The organism is Bradyrhizobium sp. P2_E8 (assembly GCF_056403875.1).
Genome location: NZ_JBFUES010000049.1, coordinates 1 through 15,673, shown reverse-complemented (window position 1 = coordinate 15,673; position 15,673 = coordinate 1). Strand labels below are relative to the sequence as shown.

The 15,673-nt window shown below is 65.3% G+C and carries 15 protein-coding genes; 2 read left to right on the top strand and 13 right to left on the bottom strand.

The genetic code is table 11. From position 1 onward, the window contains the following. Positions 1 to 1,454, top strand: a 1,454-nt coding sequence (locus AC1D00_RS04765) for a glutaminase (RefSeq protein ID WP_477009855.1), incomplete at its 5' end; no start/stop codon positions are given. 16 nt (positions 1,455 to 1,470) lie between these two features. Here the strand turns inward: AC1D00_RS04765 and AC1D00_RS04760 are convergent. From AC1D00_RS04760 to AC1D00_RS04740, 5 genes are all read right to left on the bottom strand, one after another. Beyond that, complete coding sequence (locus AC1D00_RS04760; RefSeq protein ID WP_404555544.1) at positions 1,471 to 1,773, bottom strand: nucleoside triphosphate pyrophosphohydrolase family protein; 303 nt, start codon at positions 1,771 to 1,773, stop codon at positions 1,471 to 1,473. 25 nt (positions 1,774 to 1,798) lie between these two features. Further along, positions 1,799 to 2,326, bottom strand: a complete 528-nt coding sequence (locus AC1D00_RS04755; RefSeq protein WP_477009854.1) for a carboxymuconolactone decarboxylase family protein — start codon at positions 2,324 to 2,326, stop codon at positions 1,799 to 1,801. Positions 2,327 to 2,424: 98 nt separating this feature from the next. Next, positions 2,425 to 4,656 (bottom strand): N,N-dimethylformamidase beta subunit family domain-containing protein, encoded by a 2,232-nt coding sequence (locus AC1D00_RS04750; RefSeq protein ID WP_477009853.1) that lies wholly within the window; start codon positions 4,654 to 4,656, stop codon positions 2,425 to 2,427. Positions 4,657 to 4,669: 13 nt separating this feature from the next. Next, complete coding sequence (locus AC1D00_RS04745; RefSeq protein ID WP_477009852.1) at positions 4,670 to 6,274, bottom strand: ABC transporter substrate-binding protein; 1,605 nt, start codon at positions 6,272 to 6,274, stop codon at positions 4,670 to 4,672. Between the two features lie 20 nt (positions 6,275 to 6,294). Further along, positions 6,295 to 7,686: an aminotransferase gene (locus tag AC1D00_RS04740; protein ID WP_477009851.1), complete on the bottom strand. Its 1,392-nt coding sequence runs from the start codon at positions 7,684 to 7,686 to the stop codon at positions 6,295 to 6,297. A 127-nt stretch (positions 7,687 to 7,813) separates the two neighbouring features. On the opposite strand from AC1D00_RS04740, the gene AC1D00_RS04735 reads away from it, so the two are divergent. After that, complete coding sequence (locus AC1D00_RS04735) at positions 7,814 to 8,572, top strand: FadR/GntR family transcriptional regulator (RefSeq protein WP_477009850.1); 759 nt, start codon at positions 7,814 to 7,816, stop codon at positions 8,570 to 8,572. Between the two features lie 459 nt (positions 8,573 to 9,031). Here AC1D00_RS04735 and AC1D00_RS04730 read toward each other — a convergent pair whose 3' ends face one another. From AC1D00_RS04730 to AC1D00_RS04695, 8 genes are all read right to left on the bottom strand, one after another. After that, entirely contained in the window at positions 9,032 to 9,391 is a 360-nt protein-coding gene (locus tag AC1D00_RS04730) for a Zn-ribbon domain-containing OB-fold protein (RefSeq protein ID WP_477009849.1), read from the bottom strand. Beyond that, entirely contained in the window at positions 9,388 to 10,524 is a 1,137-nt protein-coding gene (locus tag AC1D00_RS04725) for a thiolase family protein (protein ID WP_477009848.1), read from the bottom strand. The genes AC1D00_RS04730 and AC1D00_RS04725 overlap by 4 nt, the downstream gene beginning before the upstream one ends. Before the next feature lie 166 nt (positions 10,525 to 10,690). Then, the gene (locus AC1D00_RS04720) at positions 10,691 to 11,890 is read right to left on the bottom strand and encodes a CaiB/BaiF CoA transferase family protein (RefSeq protein WP_477009847.1); all 1,200 of its coding nucleotides are present in this window, start codon (positions 11,888 to 11,890) and stop codon (positions 10,691 to 10,693) included. A 126-nt stretch (positions 11,891 to 12,016) separates the two neighbouring features. After that, positions 12,017 to 12,223 (bottom strand): hypothetical protein, encoded by a 207-nt coding sequence (locus AC1D00_RS04715; RefSeq protein ID WP_027543142.1) that lies wholly within the window; start codon positions 12,221 to 12,223, stop codon positions 12,017 to 12,019. 115 nt (positions 12,224 to 12,338) lie between these two features. After that, positions 12,339 to 13,508, bottom strand: coding sequence for an acetyl-CoA acetyltransferase (locus AC1D00_RS04710; protein ID WP_477009846.1), 1,170 nt, complete (start codon positions 13,506 to 13,508; stop codon positions 12,339 to 12,341). A gap of 59 nt (positions 13,509 to 13,567) precedes the next feature. Next, positions 13,568 to 14,218, bottom strand: a complete 651-nt coding sequence (gene eda, locus AC1D00_RS04705) for a bifunctional 4-hydroxy-2-oxoglutarate aldolase/2-dehydro-3-deoxy-phosphogluconate aldolase (protein ID WP_477009845.1) — start codon at positions 14,216 to 14,218, stop codon at positions 13,568 to 13,570. A 13-nt stretch (positions 14,219 to 14,231) separates the two neighbouring features. Further along, positions 14,232 to 15,224, bottom strand: a complete 993-nt coding sequence (locus AC1D00_RS04700; protein WP_167770705.1) for a sugar kinase — start codon at positions 15,222 to 15,224, stop codon at positions 14,232 to 14,234. A gap of 29 nt (positions 15,225 to 15,253) precedes the next feature. Next, a partial coding sequence (locus AC1D00_RS04695; protein WP_477009844.1) for a Rossmann-fold NAD(P)-binding domain-containing protein occupies positions 15,254 to 15,673 on the bottom strand: 420 nt, incomplete at its 5' end.

Sequence of the window (15,673 nt, the reverse complement as noted above, 5' to 3'; positions counted from 1 at the left end):
GCACCGGACTGATCTACGACAGCAAGGGCACGGAGGCCTTCGAGCAGATCCGCCTTGCGCTCAGCCGCTTTGCGGGACGTGATCTCGCCGTGGACGAGGCCGTCTACACCTCCGAAAGCCAGACCGGCGACCGCAACCGCGCCATCGGCTATCTCCTGAAGACCAATGCGGTGATCTCGGACAACGTCGCCGCCGTGCTGGACGTCTATTTCCGGCAATGCGCGGTGCTGGTCACGGCGCGCGACATCGCAGTGATGGCGGCAACGCTCGCCAATCGCGGCATCAATCCGGTCACGGGCGAGCAGGTGATGAGCGCTTACGCGATCTCGCGCACGCTGTCGGTGATGACGTCCTCGGGCATGTACGATTATGCCGGCGAATGGATCTACCGCATCGGCATTCCCGCCAAGAGCGGCGTCGGCGGCGGCATTCTGGCGGCGCTCCCCGCCCGGCTCGGGCTCGGCAGCTATTCGCCAAAACTCGACAAGCACGGCAACAGCGTGCGCGGCATCAAGGTCTGCGAGGCGCTGTCCTCGCATTACGACCTGCACATGCTCAACCGCAGCGACGACGCGCGCAACGCCGTCATCGCCGACTACGACATCGGCAAGAGCCCGTCCCGCCGCGTCCGCCGTCTGCAGGAGCGCGAGATTCTGGCGGCGCATGAGCAGGAGGTGCGGATCATCGAGCTGGTTGGCACGCTGTCGCTGTCGGCGGTCGACTACGTATCGCGGCGGCTCGCGGGGCGGCCACGGCCGCAATTCGTGATCTTCGACCTCCACCGCGTCACCTCTACCACGCGCGCCGGCGCGCGACTCGTGGCCGAGGCTTTCGAGGAGCTCGCCGCGCTGAACGTCACGGTGGTGCTGTCAGGGGTCAGGCGTGCCTCCAAGGAGTGGAACAGCTTGCGGGAGTGGACCGCGGAGTTGAAGAACGTCCGCGACTTCTACCTGCTCGACACCGCGATCGAATGGGCCGAAGACCAGATCGTCTACCGCCATGGCGGCTCGATCGATTTTCACGAGACCACCGAGCTTGCCGAGCAGCCGCTGCTCGACGGACTGAGCGCGGAAGAGCTGAAGGAGCTTGGCGCGATCTGCACGATCAGGACCTATCAGTCCGGCGCAAAGATCCTCACCACGGGCGAGCCCGCCGACGCCCTGTTCTTCCTGCGTAGCGGCGCGGTGCATGTCACGCTGCCTGACGGCGTGCGGCTGGCGACGCTGACCGCCGGCATGGCGTTCGGCGAGATGGCCCTGCTGGAGCAGACCCGTTCCGCCGACGTGTTCGCGGACATGGCGGCGACGGCCTTCGAAGCTCCGCTGAAGGATTTCGAGCGCTTCCGCGAGCAGCATCCGCCGGCCTCCGAGCGCATCATGCGCAACCTCGCGCAGCTGCTCGCCGACCGCCTGATCGTCGCCAATGCCAAGGTGGACATCCTGACGTCGACGTGAGTTCGCCGATACGCGCTTAGCGGCTCGCCGCCTCGCTCAGTCGCCGATTGATCTTGGCCGCGCTTGCTTTCAGCAGTTCGGATGGCTTCTGGCCGGTCGCCGCGCACAGGCAGGCCCAGTAGTAGATGACGTCGCCAAGCTCATCGACGAGGCCCGCCTGATCGAGCCAGTCATCGCGCAGCAGCTTCTTGATGTGATCGGCGACCTCGCCCGATTCACCGGCGAGGCCGAGCCCGAGATAGGACAGCCGCTCGTTCGACGGATGCTCGTCGACCTTCGCAACGCTCGCGGCCCAGACCGCATATTCATCGATCGTCATCGGCATCCCTCGCCGCGGTTTTGGATCAGCCCACCACTTCCGTGACCGGCTGAAGATCGATCTCGAACGTCTCCAGGAATTTCGACGTCATGATGTAGAAGCCGACCGAAAGCTGGAGCTCGACCAGCGCGGCCGGCGTCAGCTTCGATGCGATCGCCTTGAAGGTCGCATCCGTCGGCTTGTTCAGCTTGACGATCTCGTCGGTGAAGGCGAGCGCGGCGCGCTGCACCTCATTGAAGCAGCTCGCGCCCTGCCAGTTCTCCAGCGCCTCGTTCTGCTCGTCGGTGACGCCGACATTCTTGCCGATGCGCTTGTGCGCGACGATCTCGTAAGGCGYCTCGCACAAGATGCCGGTGCGCGTGATGGCGAGCTCTCGCACGACCGGATCGAGCTCGCCCTTGTGGCGGATAGCCCCGCCGAGCCGGCAGTACTGCTCAAAATAGCTCGGCGAATGCGACATCATCCGGAAGATGTTGGCGTGGCGGTTCTTGTCGAGGATTTCGCGGGTGCGGTCGGATGCGTTGATCGGGTCGCTGTAGTGGATACGGGCCATCAGTCACCTTGGGTCTTGGTCTTGTTGTCGTTTTTAGGAGTTCCCAAGACTAATCTTGCGCTGACGCAAGCGCAACATCATCACGCATCGCGTCATCGCTACGCAGTCGACGCTTTCGGCGCCTGGAACGGCGTGGAATCAGCGAAGCGGCGGACGATATTGGTCACCAACAGGGCCGCCACGTTGTTGTAGCCGTCAACCGGCAACGCACCGATGAAATTCATCGAGCCGACGGAAAAGACCGCGCCGCCATTCGGCGTCTCGAAGAAGGTCAGGTCGGAACGGATGATCTCCTCGCGCGACGCCGGCCAGGTATGGTCGTAGCGCTCCTCGTTGACCGGCTGATAGGTCGGATCGGTAAGCACGGCCCGGCCGATGATGATCGCATGATGCGGCGTGCCGAGGCGCGTGTCGGCGCGGTCGAGCTCGTGGCCTGCGGCGCCACCGCCCATGAAGCCGCGCTCGCCGAGCTTGGCGCCCGGCCTTGCCAGATCCTCGATACCCTCGCGCATGAATGCGACGCGGGAATCGAGAATGCCGTCGAGGAAGGTGTAGGGGAAGCCCATGTACTCCCCWTGCGTACTGAAGCCGACGCCGACCAGCGCCTGCGGCGGGCGGCCGAGCCGTCGCCAGAGGCCGCCATAGGAGCCGTCGAAAGCATGATAGCTCTCGCCGGGCAGCGTTTCCCAGAGACGGATGCCGCCCTCGGCGCGTCGCAATTCGAAAGCCCAGGGGCCCGTCCCGTGTGGCACGACTTTCCAGTAGAAGCCGTTGCCGCCGAGATACATGAAGCGGCCGCCATTGCCGAGATAGGCACTGAGCGCATCGAGCGTCTCGTGCGTGTGATATTCCGGATGCTGGCCGGTGAGCACGACGCTGTATTGCGACAGCAGCCCGACACCTTCCGCATGAACGTCGTGATCGGTGATGACTTCGAAGTCGATGCCCTTGCGGGTCAGAAGATCGGTGATGGCGCTGTCGGCGGAGATCCAGTAGAGGCCGGAGCCGTAGTCGCTGGGATCGACCAGGTGGATCTGGTTCACGCGCTTGTCGATCAGCGGCCGGCGCATGGTCGACATCACCACGCCGCTGCCGTCCGAATGGAAGTTGTAGGGCGAAACGCCGTATTCGGGATGGCCGTCCGGCGCCTGCGCCAGCGCGCCCCAGGCCAGCGACCGCTCCGTGATCAGGGCTTGCCTGCCCTTCTTCTGAAACTGGCTATAGACCGTGTAACTGAAGGTCGGGGCGAGGAACGCCACCTTGGCCTGCGACCCCGGTATCCTGGCGCGGACATAGAAGACGATGTTGTCGCGCGCTCCGTCCTTTTCGAGGTGCAGCGCATAGACGCCGCTCTTCCAGTCTTCCGGCACGGTGAAGCTCAGCGACGGCTGCCAGCCGGAATCACCGATATCGTCGTCGTGGAAATGGATCGCGCCCCAGAGCTTCGGCTCCTCCGTCCAGCGATGCGTCACGCCGCCTGTCCAGCGCGATCCCGTCATCGCGCGCGTCGGCAAATTGATGCAAACGCCGTGCGCGTTGGAAGGACCGATATCGGTCGCAATGTCGGTCGGAATGCCGATGGAAAAATCCCATTCGGCGATGGCCGGGGCCGCAGCTTCGGAGCCTTGAGCGGCGATGACGCCGTCAAGGCCCGCAGCGCCATCGGCGATGCGCGGCCGTTCGATCTTGCCGTTGAAATGGTGGACTGCGCCCGGGCTTGCGCGCTCCGCCGCGATCGCCGCCGCCCCCATGCCGGCGAGCGCAGCCTTTGGCGCGCTCAGCATTTTCGTCGCGCGCTCGTCGCGGTCGAGCCTGATCTTGCGGGGGGCCTGTGCGATCGCCAGAGATCCGGTCGCCGGGTCGAACAGGCACGCGATATCGTGCCACGCCCGCTCGGTCAGCGCGATGCCGGTCTCGACCTCGACGGTGTCCTGCCCGGAGACAAGCCGGACGAAAGCGCCCCTTTCGCCGACACCAAGCGTCAACGAGCCGCCGACGCCCGCCCAGTTCAGCACGGCCTGCCTGCCCGTGGCGAGCAGGGTTGGCCAGACGGTCGCGGCAAAAGCGATCGGGCCTACCGGCAACGCCAGCGCTGATACATCGACCCATGAGCCCTTTGCGATGGTCTGCTCGATCCCGTCGTGCTGGCCTTCGAGGTCCCACTTGACCGGAATCTCGCGATAACCGGGCCCCTTCGGGTTCGGGTCACCACAGATGACGCGGGCGATCCGCGCTGAATAGCGGCCGCCGCCCTTGACCGCGATCATGAAGTTGATGTCGTCGCCGGAGCGCACGCTCCAGCGGTCCGCATAACCGGTGATCGGAAGCATCGAAAATCCTTCTTCAGGCGCCGCGCACGTTCCAGAACAACGGCAGGCCCTTGAGCATGCCCGTCAGGCTCTTCTTGTAAGCGGTCGGCTGATAGAAGACACCAAGCGGAACGTAGGGAACATCGATAAAGCACTGCTTCTGCATCTCGACGCCAATCCTGGCCTGCGCGGCGGCATCGGGAGCGGCGAACCAGGCATCCCGCAGCTGTTCCAGCTTCTCGCTCTTCGCCCAGCCGAAGGTTGCCTTGTCACCGCTGCCGCGGATGAAGTTATGCGCCGAAGGATTCAGCTGCGTGACACCCGCGGAATAGGTGCAGAAGGCGCTGTATCCGCCCTTGTCCGGCGTCTCGCGGTTGCCCATGCGCCGCAGCATCGAGCCCCAGTCCATCGCCGCGTAGTCGAGATTGAAACCGAGCTTGCGGAACAGGTCGGCCGCGACTTCGCTCATCTGCCCGATGACAGGGAAATCGCCCGGCGCCATCAGCAGCACTTTCTCACCCTTATAGCCGGCGTCCTTGATCGCCTTGGCCGCGGCGGCGATATCGCGGGGGCCGGTCAGCGCTTCCATGCCGGCATCGTTCGCCATGTTGCCGCCGGGCGCGAAGAAGCCGATTTTATCGCGCCAGAGACTGCTGTCCTCACCCGCAACCGCGGACATGAATTCCTTCTGGCTGATGGCGGTGAGCACCGCACGGCGGATGGCCGGGTTGTCGAAGGGCGGCTGCGTGTGGTTGAAGCGCAGCACGCCGACATTGCCGATCGGGTCGAGCAGCTCGACATTCAGCGCCTTGTTGCCCTTCAGCTTCGGCAACAAGTCGACGATGGGCTGATCCCACCAATCGATCTCGCCCTGCTGAAGCGCGGCCGCCGCCGTCGCGGGGTCCGGGATGACCTGCCACTCGACCCGGTCGAAATGCGCGATCTTCGGACCGGCGAGCAGGCTCGGCGTCCCCTCGGGTCGCGGCACATAGCCGTCGAAGCGCGTGTAGACCAGACGTGCGCCGGGCACGTGCTGATCGGCCTGGAACTTGAACGGACCCGAGCCGATCAGCTCCTTGACCGGCGTGACGCTGTCCGTCTGCGCAAGACGTTCCGGCATGATGAAGGCGACGATGGCGCCCACTTTGCCGAGCGCTAACGGCAGCAGCGGAAACGGTGACTTCAGACGCCAGCGCACGGTCTTGTCATCAGGCGCCGAGACTTCGTCCACCAAATTGAAGAGTGAATTGCCGAAAGCATCGCGCGAGGCCCAGCGTTTCAGGCTCGCCACCACGTCGCGTCCGCGCACGGGTTCACCGTCATGGAATTTCAAGCCATCCCGCAACGTCATCGTCCAGAGCTTGCCGTCGTTCTCGACGGTATGGCCGGCGACCATCTGCGGCTGAACCTCGAATTTTTCATCGACGCCGTAGAGGGTGTCCCAGATCAGGAAGCCGTGGTTCCGGTTGACCAGTCCGGTGGTGATCATCGGATCGAGAATTGCGGCATCGGCCTGCGGCACGAAGCGCAGCACGCGCGAGGCTTGCGCGCGGGCCAGCCGCGGCATCGGCAAAGTCGAGCCCAAGGCGACGCCGAGACCGGCGCCCAGTGTGGATCGGAGCAGGTCTCGACGGCGCATGCTATGGTCTCCTCAACGGGTTACGCAGATGGACGTGTCTCGGCAAGCTTCGCTTCGGCGCTGAACAAGGTCCGCCCGAAAAGGTCGAGCGCCTCGTCGATTCCGGCTTCGTCGATGATCAGCGGCGGACAGAACCCGATCGTGTCGCCCATCGCGCGGATGATCAGGCCATTCTCGATCGCGAGGGCGTCGAACATCGCGCCGACCTTGAGCGCGGGGTCGAAGGCCTGCCGCGTCGCGGGGTCGGCGACCAGCTCGACCCCGATCATCAAACCCTCGCCCCGCACCTGGCCGACGATGCGCGAATCCCGCGCGATCTGCTCCAGCCCGGCGCGGAGCCGGCTGCCCATGCGGCGGACATGCGGGACCACATCCATCTCGTGATAGATCTTCAATGTCTCGAGCGCGATGGCCGCGCCGACCGGGTGCCCGGAATTGGTGAAACCGTGGCCGAACAGCTCGCCGCCCTTGTTCATCTCGCTGAGCGCTTCCCGGATCGGACGTCCCAGCAACACGGCTGACATCGGGAAGTAGGACGAGGTGATGCCCTTGGCGAGCGCCACCATGTCCGGCTTCATGCCGACCGTCTCGCAGCCGAACMWSTTGCCGGTGCGGCCGAAGCCGCAGAYCACCTCGTCGCCAAGCACCAGGATGTCGTGACGGCGCAGCACCGTCTCGATCGCAGCGAAATATCCCTTCGGCGGCACGACGATGCCGCCGCCGGCGTTGATCGGCTCGSCGAWGAAGGCTGCGATCGTRTCSGGCCCCTCGTCCACGATCAGCGCTTCGAGATCGGCGGCGAGGCGATCGACGAACGCCGCTTCGCTCTCGCCCGGCCTGGTGCCGCGATAGGCATCCGGGCAATGCGTGTGCAGGAAACCGTCGAGCGGGAGGCCGAATTCACGGTGCATGCGCGGCAGGCCGCACATCGAAGCCGCAACGATTGTCGAGCCATGGAAACCGCGATCGCGGGCGATGATCTTCCGCTTCCCGGGCTTGCCGTGAACCGCGTGATACACCCAGGCGAGCTTCACCATCGTCTCGGTGGCTTCCGAGCCGGAGGTGGCGAAATAAGCCTGCGCATCCGGGATCGGCGAGATTTCGACCAGCTTCTCGGCGAGCTCGATCGTGTTGTCAGGCGTCTTGTGATTGAAGCTGTGATAGAAGCCGAACTTGTCGTAGGCCGCCGCTGCTGCCGCCTTGAGCCGCGTCTCGGAAAAGCCGAGCGAGGTGCACCAGAGCCCGGCCATCGCTTCCAGATAACGCTTGCCGTTCGCGTCATAGACATGGACGCCCTCGCCGCGCACCATGATCAGCGGTCCGATTTCTGCATGACGCTGTGGGTTGGTCTGCGAGTGCAGATGGAACGCGATGTCGCGCGCCTCGGCTGAATTGGGCTTGCTGTCGAACACGCGCGCAGCCTCCATCGTCCCACCGACGGAGCATTCCCAACCCCGATCGCGCGAAACTGGTCAGTCCAAATTGGTCTGACCAGCTTGGCTTTCGTGCGGCGGCTTGTCAAACTGAAATAAAGAGCTGATGAGCACGAAGATGTTGCACGATCCCCCGTCCAAGCCTGAACGCAGCTTCGAGATCGTCGCCCGACGCATTGCTGCGATGATCCAGGCGAATTACCGGATCGGCCAGCGCCTGCCGGCAGAGCGCGATCTCGCGAAGACCTTTGGCGTGTCGCGGCCGACGGTGCGCGAGGCCATCCTGTCGCTGGCGATGGCCGGCATGCTGAAGGTGCGCAGCAACAGCGGCGTCTACGTGATCAGTCGTCAGGAAGCGCCCGACGTGCAAGCGCTCGAAGGTTTCGGGCCGTTCGAGAATCTGGAAGCGCGCCAGCTCATCGAGCCGCAGATCGCGGCGATCGCGGCGCAGCGCGGCACCGAAGCCACCTTCGCGCAGCTCGCCGAAGCGCTCGCCATGATGCGCTGGGAACATGCGCAGGGACGCGAGGCCGACACGTCGGACCACCGTTTCCACATGGTGCTGGCCGAAGCGACGGGCAACGGCACGCTGGTGTCGATCAGCGACTCCTTGTGGCGCGCCCAAACCGAGTCCGGCATCTGGCAGGAAATTCACAACCATATGCGCATGGAGGATTACCGCCCGATGTGGCGCAGGGATCACGAGGCCATCTTCGAAGCCGTTCAAGCGAGGAACCCACGCAAGGCGAGCCTCGCCATGACGCGTCACCTCACCAACATCAGGGATGCGCTGATGGAGGCTTCGAATGCCAAATCGATGGCCGCGACCAAGGCGCCCGCGAATACTCCCAAGAAGGTCCGGTGAAACTTTTCGCGGTTGAAGAAAGTTTCCGCAAACCCTGTGCTGCGCAACCGCAAGAGCAACATCATCGAGTCAAAATCCCGCCGCATTGCTGATCGACCTTGGCACAGTCGATATTCGCCGCGTGGGGACAAATCGCGGCGGATACTCGCAAGGGGTGTTCCGAGTAAAAACAATTGGCCGTCGGGTGCGCTAGCCGCGCAGCGATGAGTCACGCCCAAGTCTAGGGAGATAAAGGCATGAAGGAAGCCACCAAGGGGGCGGCCTCGGGAGCGCTCGCGCATATGCTGGCGGTGRCGGCGATGCTCGTCATCGCCAGCATCTTGTTCTACGGGCGCTAGTTAAGAGTTGTAAGCGTTGTAAGAGTTTTCGTCGTTCCGGGGTGGCCCCTCGCACAGGCCAGGCTCAGAATACCCGTTCCAGGCTCGGTCTTTCGGACCGCCCCCGAATGACGAAATCCCGCTACCTGCTCCTGGTGAAGAACGGCACGAGCTTCCCGGCGAACGGCTTGAAGCCCGCATCGACCTCGTCGCCGATGGCGAGGTCGTTCTCGCCATGGGCCATCATGCGAAAACCCTCGGCACAATCGACCAGCAGGATGTTGTAGGGCACGTGCGCGCGCGTCTCGGGCGTCGCGGCGCGGCAGACCAGCGAGGTCGCATAGACCCTGCCCTTGCCGCTGGCGCGATGCTCGGACGGGCCGGACGCACCGCAGGCCGCGCAGAAGGCGCGATGGAAATACTGCACGTGACCGCATGACGTGCAGGTCTGGTAGGTGATGGCCTCTTCGCCCTTGGTCCAGTCGGCTAGACGCTCACTCATCGCATCCGCTCCAGGAACATGCTGACATGGGACGACAGCACGCCGCCGTCGCCGTGCAAGAGCGCGATCGAGGCATCGCGTACCTGGCGGTTCGCCGCCCGCTCCGTCATCTGCAAATGCGCCTCGACCAGATGCGCCATCGCGCCGCCGACGCCGCAATGGCCGTAGCTGAGCAGACCGCCATGGGTGTTGAGCGGCATCGCGCCGGCGCGGCCGAAATGGCCTGATCGCACGCGGGCCGCCGCCTCACCGCGGCCGGCGAGGCCGAGGTCCTCCAGCAGCATCGCGAGGGTGATGGTAAAACTGTCGTAGATCGCGGCGTAGCGCACGTCGGAGATCGCAAGGCCGGTGGCCTCCCTGGCGCGCGCGATCGAGATCTCGGCGCCGAGCTCGCTCAAGCCGGGCGCGGCCGTGACATGCTGATGGGTGTGGGCCTGGGCGCAGCCGCGGATGCGCACACCGGCCTCGCCCGTCCGCTCGCGGCTGATGACGAAGGCCGCGCCGCCGTCCGACACCGGGCAGCAATCGAGCAGTTTGAGCGGCATCGCGACCGGCTTCGAGGCCATGACGTCGGCAACCGTGATGGGATCGCGGAATTGCGCGCCGGGATGGGTGCAGGCGTGGGCGCGCATCAGCACCGCGAACTCGGCAAGGTCCTCTTCGGTCACGCCATATTCGTGCATGTACCTGCTGGCAACGAGGCCGTAATAGGCGGGAATGGTCGGGCCCAGCGGCACCTCGTAATCGGGATGGCCGACCTGCGCCAGCGCCTGGATCGAGGCATCGCGGCTCTGTCCGGTGAGGCGGTTCTCGCCGGCGACGACGAGCACGTTGCGCGCGACGCCGGCTTCGACGAGGTGATGGGCGAGCATCGTCATCGCCAGCCCCGTGGCGCCGCCGACCTGCACGGCATGGGCGTAGCTCGGGCGGATGCCGAAATGCTCGGCGAAAACGGTCGCCAGCATGATGTGCGGCGACACGGTGGAATAGCCGCAGAGGACGCCGTCGATGTCCGAACGCTTCAGCCCGGCGTCGTCGAGCGCGGCTTGCGCCGCTTTGCTCATCAGGTCGAGCGAGGATGAGCCTTCGTGCTCGCCGTACGGCGTGAGGCCGACGCCGGTGATGAAGCTCATGTTCTCTCCTCCTCGTCGTTCCGGGGCGCGCCTACTTTAGGCGCGAGCTCCGGTGCGCAATTGCGCACCTGAGAATCCATACTCCCGATGGTGGTTATGGATTCCGGGCTCGCGACTTCGTCGCGCCCCGGAATGACGGATGAGAGAGTTGTCGTCATCGCTAACCCTATTCCGGCGCTGCACGCGTCACGCCATCGCGCACCAAGGCGGCGATCTCGTCCGCGGAATAGCCGATCTCCTCCAGTATCTCCGCGCCGTGCTCGTTGAGACGTGGTGCAAGCCTGATAGGCTCGGCCTCGGTCTCCGACCAGCTCGCCGTCACCTTCATGCTGCGGATCGGTCCTTCAGTCGGATGGTTCACGACCGGGAAGAAATTGGTCGCCTCCAGATGCTCGTCGTGCAGCATCGAGGCGAGGTCGTGCATCGGCATGACCGGCACGTCGGCCTTGGTCAGCAGGTCGATCCATTCGGCTGTCGTGCGCGTCTCGAAGATGCGGGCGAGCTCGGCATAGACGACGTCGATATTGCCGGCGCGGCCGGCGAAGGTCGCGAATTTGGGGTCGGCGCGCAGATCGTCGCGGCCCGTGGCCTTGAAGAAGTTTTCCCACTGCTTGTCGTTGTAGACGATGACGCTGAGATAGCCGTCCGAGGTCTTGTAGGGCCTGCGGTCGCGCGAGAGGTGGCGGGCATAGCCGCCCTTGTCGAGCGGCGGCTCAAAGGTGAGCCCGCCCATGTGGTCGCCCATGACGAAGCCGGCCATGGTCTCGAACATCGGGATGTCGACGCGCTGGCCGCGCCCGGTGCGGTCGCGGTGCACGAGGCTGGCGCAGATCGCGCCGACGGCGGTGAGGCCGACGATGCGGTCGACCAGCGCGTTGGGTACATAGCGCGGGGTGCCGTCACCGGTCTGCGCCATCAAGGCGGGAAGCGCGGTGGCGCCCTGGATCAGATCGTCATAAGCGGGCTTGGCGGCATAGGGCCCGTCCTGGCCAAAGCCGAACACACCGGCATAGACGAGGCGCGGGTTGATCGCGGAGACGACGTCATAGCCGAGCTGAAGCCGCGCCATCGCCTGCGGACGGACGTTGTAGACGAGAACGTCGGCATCCCTCACCAGCCGCAGCACGGCATCACGCCCCGAAGGCTTCTTCAGATCGAGGCAGATCGAACGCTTGCTGCGGTTGGTGTTGAGAAACACCGGGCCCATGCCGGCGTGGCGCATCGGGCCGATCAGGCGGGTGACGTCGCCGTCCAGCGACTCCACCTTGATCACGTCGGCACCGTAGTCGCCGAGCATCTGGGTCGCGTAGGGCCCCATCAGCACGGTGGTCATGTCGACGACCTTGATGCCCTTCAGCGGCCCCATTGGTTCGCTCCCGATTGCGCGGGCGCAAAGCGCGGCCCGCGATTTCGGTCCAGCTAACGGCAGCGGTGTCGCGCGCGCAAGGGCGGCCGGCGTATGGCCGCATGCGCCGCACGGCAATATCGGCCGCTATTTCTTCTCGCGGGATTCGCGGATCTTCAGGAGCCGGTCGAGTTCTTCGTTCTGCTGGCTGATCCGGTCGGCGATGCGCGACTCGTTCTGCTCGCCGGATGCGGCCGCGGCCTGCTCGATGAGCTGCCGGATATTGTCCTCGAGGATCGCGATGCGATCGTTGAGTGCGTCCATCGACAGCGAGTCTTCGTAACCATTGCTCATGATATATTCCCTGCAAATCAATCAAGAGCTTTAAGGAGACCAGATCAGCCCACCATGATCTAGCGCAACAACGAAGGTGGGCACGGCGCGTCGCGCCTTTGCCCACCCTACAGCCTTACTTCAGCGGCTCCAGCACGGAGACGTAGTTGGCGACCGCGGCGCCGCCCATGTTGAAGATGYCGCCGAGCTTTGCATTTTTGAGCTGCATGCCCTCGGGCGCTTGCCCGGCGAGCTGCATCGCGGTCATCACGTGCATGGAGACGCCGGTGGCGCCGATCGGATGGCCCTTGGCCTTCAACCCGCCGGACGGATTGACCGGCAGCTTGCCGTCCTTGAGGGTCCAGCCCTCCTTGATGGCGCGGGCGCCCTGCCCCTTCGGCGTCAGGCCCATCGCTTCGTATTCGATCAGCTCGGCTACGGTGAAGCAGTCATGGGTCTCGACGAAGGAGAGATCGGTGAGCGCAACGCCCGCCTGCTCCAGCGCCCGCTGCCAGGCGACCGTGCAGCCTTCGAACTGGAGGATGTCGCGCTTGGACATCGGCAGGAAGTCCTGGGCATGCGCGGTGGCGCGGAAGCCGATCGACTTGCTCATGGTCTTGGCGGTTTCGGCGTCGGCCAGCACCAGCGCCGCGGCGCCGTCGGAGACCAGCGAGCAGTCGGTGCGCTTCAGGGGTCCGGCGACGTAAGGGTTCTTCTCGCTCTCGGCGCGGCAGAACTCGAAGCCAAAATCCTTGCGCATCTGGGCGAAGGGATTGGCGACGCCGTTCTTGTGGTTCTTGGCCGCGATCAGCGCCAGCGCATCGGACTGGTCGCCGTATTTCTGGAAATAGGAGCTGGCGATCTTGCCGAACACGCCGGCGAAGCCGCCGACGGTGTCGCCGTCCTCCGGCAGATAGGAGGCCTTGAGCAGGTTCTTGCCGATCTCCGGTCCCGGCGTGCGCGTCATCTGCTCGACGCCGACGACCAGCACGATCTTGGCAGCGCCTGCGGCAATCGCGCGCAGACCCTGATGCACGGCGGCAGAGCCCGTGGCGCAGGCGTTCTCGACGCGGGTGGCCGGCTTGAAGCGCAGCTTCGGGTCGGCCTGGAGCACCAGCGAGGCGGTGAAATCCTGGGGCGAGAAGCCGGCGTTGAAATGGCCGAGCACGATCTCGTCGACGTCGGAGGCCGAAATGCCGGCATCCGCCAGAGCCTCATTGGCCACGCGGGTGACGAGACTTTCCACGGTTTCGGTGTCGAACTTGCCGAACGGCGTGTGCGCCCATCCGACGATGCTGGCGGTCATGGTCTTTTCTCCCTGGCGTCTCTTACTGAGCTAAGTCTTAGCGCAGCGATGGCAAGACTTCACGCGCCTTTCAGGGCCTTGAGGGTGCGCTGGCAGATGGCAGTTATGCCGGCCCAGTTCCCCGCCCTGATCTCGGCCGTCGGGCACAGCCAGGAGCCGCCGACCGCGACCACGTTGGGCTCGGCGAGCCAGGTCGCCGCATTGGCCTCCCCCACCCCGCCGGTCGGGCAGAACCGCACGTTCGGGAACGGCCCGCCCAGCGAGCGCAGGCCCTTGATGCCGCCGGCCTGCTCGGCCGGGAAGAATTTTGCGACGTCGAAGCCGTAGGACAGCGCCAGCATCAGCTCGGACGCTGTGGCAATGCCCGGCGCGAACGGCAACGAGCTATCGGTGGCGGCCTTCAACAGGTCCGGGGTCAGGCCCGGGCTGATGCCGAACGCGACGCCGAGCTTCTCGACACGGGTGAAGTCCGCCGGATTGAGAATTGTACCGATGCYGACGACCGCCTCAGGCACCTCGGCCATGATCGCCCTCGCTGCTTCGATCGCAATGGAGGTGCGCAGGGTCACCTCCAAAGTGCGGATGCCGCCGGCGACCAGCGCTTGCGCCAACGGCACGGCATCCTGGATACGCTCGATGGTGAGAACGGGAATGACGGTCGCGGCCTTGAACAGCGCGACGAGGTGGTTCTGTTGGGCAGTCGTGGTCATCTCTTGGATCTTTTCACTTGGTCGCCTGACGCGTGGTCGCCGGCCGGTGCCGCTTCTTCGGCGGCATGGCATAGCCCGGAATGATGGCGCCGGGATAGCAGATCACGAGGCTGGCGAGGCGATGGCCGGCCTGGGCCGCCTCGACCGGCTCGGAACCGGCGAGCCGGGCCGCGATATAGGCCGCGGCAAAGCTATCGCCGGCCGCCGTGGTGTCAACGACGGGCTTGGTCATTGGTTCGGCACGGACCTCGCGCGTCCCGCCGGGGAAGCGCAGCAGGCTGACGGGCTCGGCGAGCCGGAACACCAGCTCGGGGGAAGGAATGCGCGCCATCAGCTGGTCGTGGCTCTCGCCGGGATAGAGCGCGAGGAGATCCTCGGTCGAGGTCAGCACGATGTCTGCGGTCGCGAACGCCGTGGCGAAGGCCTCGCGGGCGACATCGCGATCAGGCCATCCCCGCGCGCGGAAATTGGTGTCGAACACGAAGCGGGTGCCGAGCAGGCGGGCGCGCTTGATCGCCGCGAACAGGCGCTCGCGGCCGGGGGCGTCGTAGATCGAGAGCGTGATCGCCGAGAGATAGACGATGTCGTAGCTCATCAGCGAGTTGAGCAGCTCGTCCGTCTCCGGCAGGCTCATCAGCTGGCGCGCGGCCGCACTGTCGCGCCAGTGGAAGAACTGGCGCTCGCCCTTCGCGTCCGTCTGGATCATGTAGAGGCCGGGCAGCTTGCCCGGCAACCGCACGACGCGCCTCGTGCCGACGCCCTCGCCGGTCCAGGCCGCGATCATCTCATCGCTCAAGGCATCGTCGCCGAGCGCGGTGAGATAGTCGACCTTGACCTCGAGCCGCGCCAGATAGACCGCGGTGTTGAGGGTGTCGCCGCCGAAGCCGCGCGAATAGAGACCGCCGCCCTGCCCGGCGGACTGTCCGGCAGATTGTCCCGCGGAATGTCCTCCTTGGGCCTGCCGGAGCTCGACCATGCATTCGCCGATGCAAGCAACGCTCGCCATCACCAGATCCACGCTGTTCATCGATTGCGTCAGGCGACGAAATTGCCGCCGAGCTCGTCTTCGATGTGAATGCGGATGATATCGTCGAAATTCTTCTCGGCGGTGGTGAAGCCGAGCTCGAGCGACCGCTTTGCGTTGAAGTTGCGCGGCCAGCCGCCGACGATGCCGACGATGAAGGGATCGGGCTCCCGCTTGATGCGGGCGGCGACCTTTTCGCCGGCAACGCGCTTCAAGGCGGCAATCTGCTCGCCGACGGTTGCCGACAGGCCCGGCATGGTCAGGTTACGGCGCGGGCCGACGGTGGCGAGGTCCATGGTGCCGGCATGCAGCAGGAAGCCGACGGCCGAACGCGGCGTGGCGTGCCAGTGGCGGACGTCCTCGGACACCGGGAGGACCGCCTCCTTGCCGGCCAGCGGCTCGCGCAGGATGTTGGAAAAGAAGCCCGATGC

Coding starts and splice junctions, on each gene's coding strand:
- AC1D00_RS04760 (WP_404555544.1), bottom strand. CDS start 1,773: ATGACGATCGATGAATATGCGGTCTGGGCCGCGAGCGTTGCGAAGGTC.
- AC1D00_RS04745 (WP_477009852.1), bottom strand. CDS start 6,274: ATGCGCCGTCGAGACCTGCTCCGATCCACACTGGGCGCCGGTCTCGGC.
- AC1D00_RS04735 (WP_477009850.1), top strand. CDS start 7,814: ATGAGCACGAAGATGTTGCACGATCCCCCGTCCAAGCCTGAACGCAGC.
- AC1D00_RS04730 (WP_477009849.1), bottom strand. CDS start 9,391: ATGAGTGAGCGTCTAGCCGACTGGACCAAGGGCGAAGAGGCCATCACC.
- AC1D00_RS04725 (WP_477009848.1), bottom strand. CDS start 10,524: ATGAGCTTCATCACCGGCGTCGGCCTCACGCCGTACGGCGAGCACGAA.
- AC1D00_RS04720 (WP_477009847.1), bottom strand. CDS start 11,890: ATGGGGCCGCTGAAGGGCATCAAGGTCGTCGACATGACCACCGTGCTG.
- AC1D00_RS04715 (WP_027543142.1), bottom strand. CDS start 12,223: ATGAGCAATGGTTACGAAGACTCGCTGTCGATGGACGCACTCAACGAT.
- AC1D00_RS04700 (WP_167770705.1), bottom strand. CDS start 15,224: ATGGCGAGCGTTGCTTGCATCGGCGAATGCATGGTCGAGCTCCGGCAG.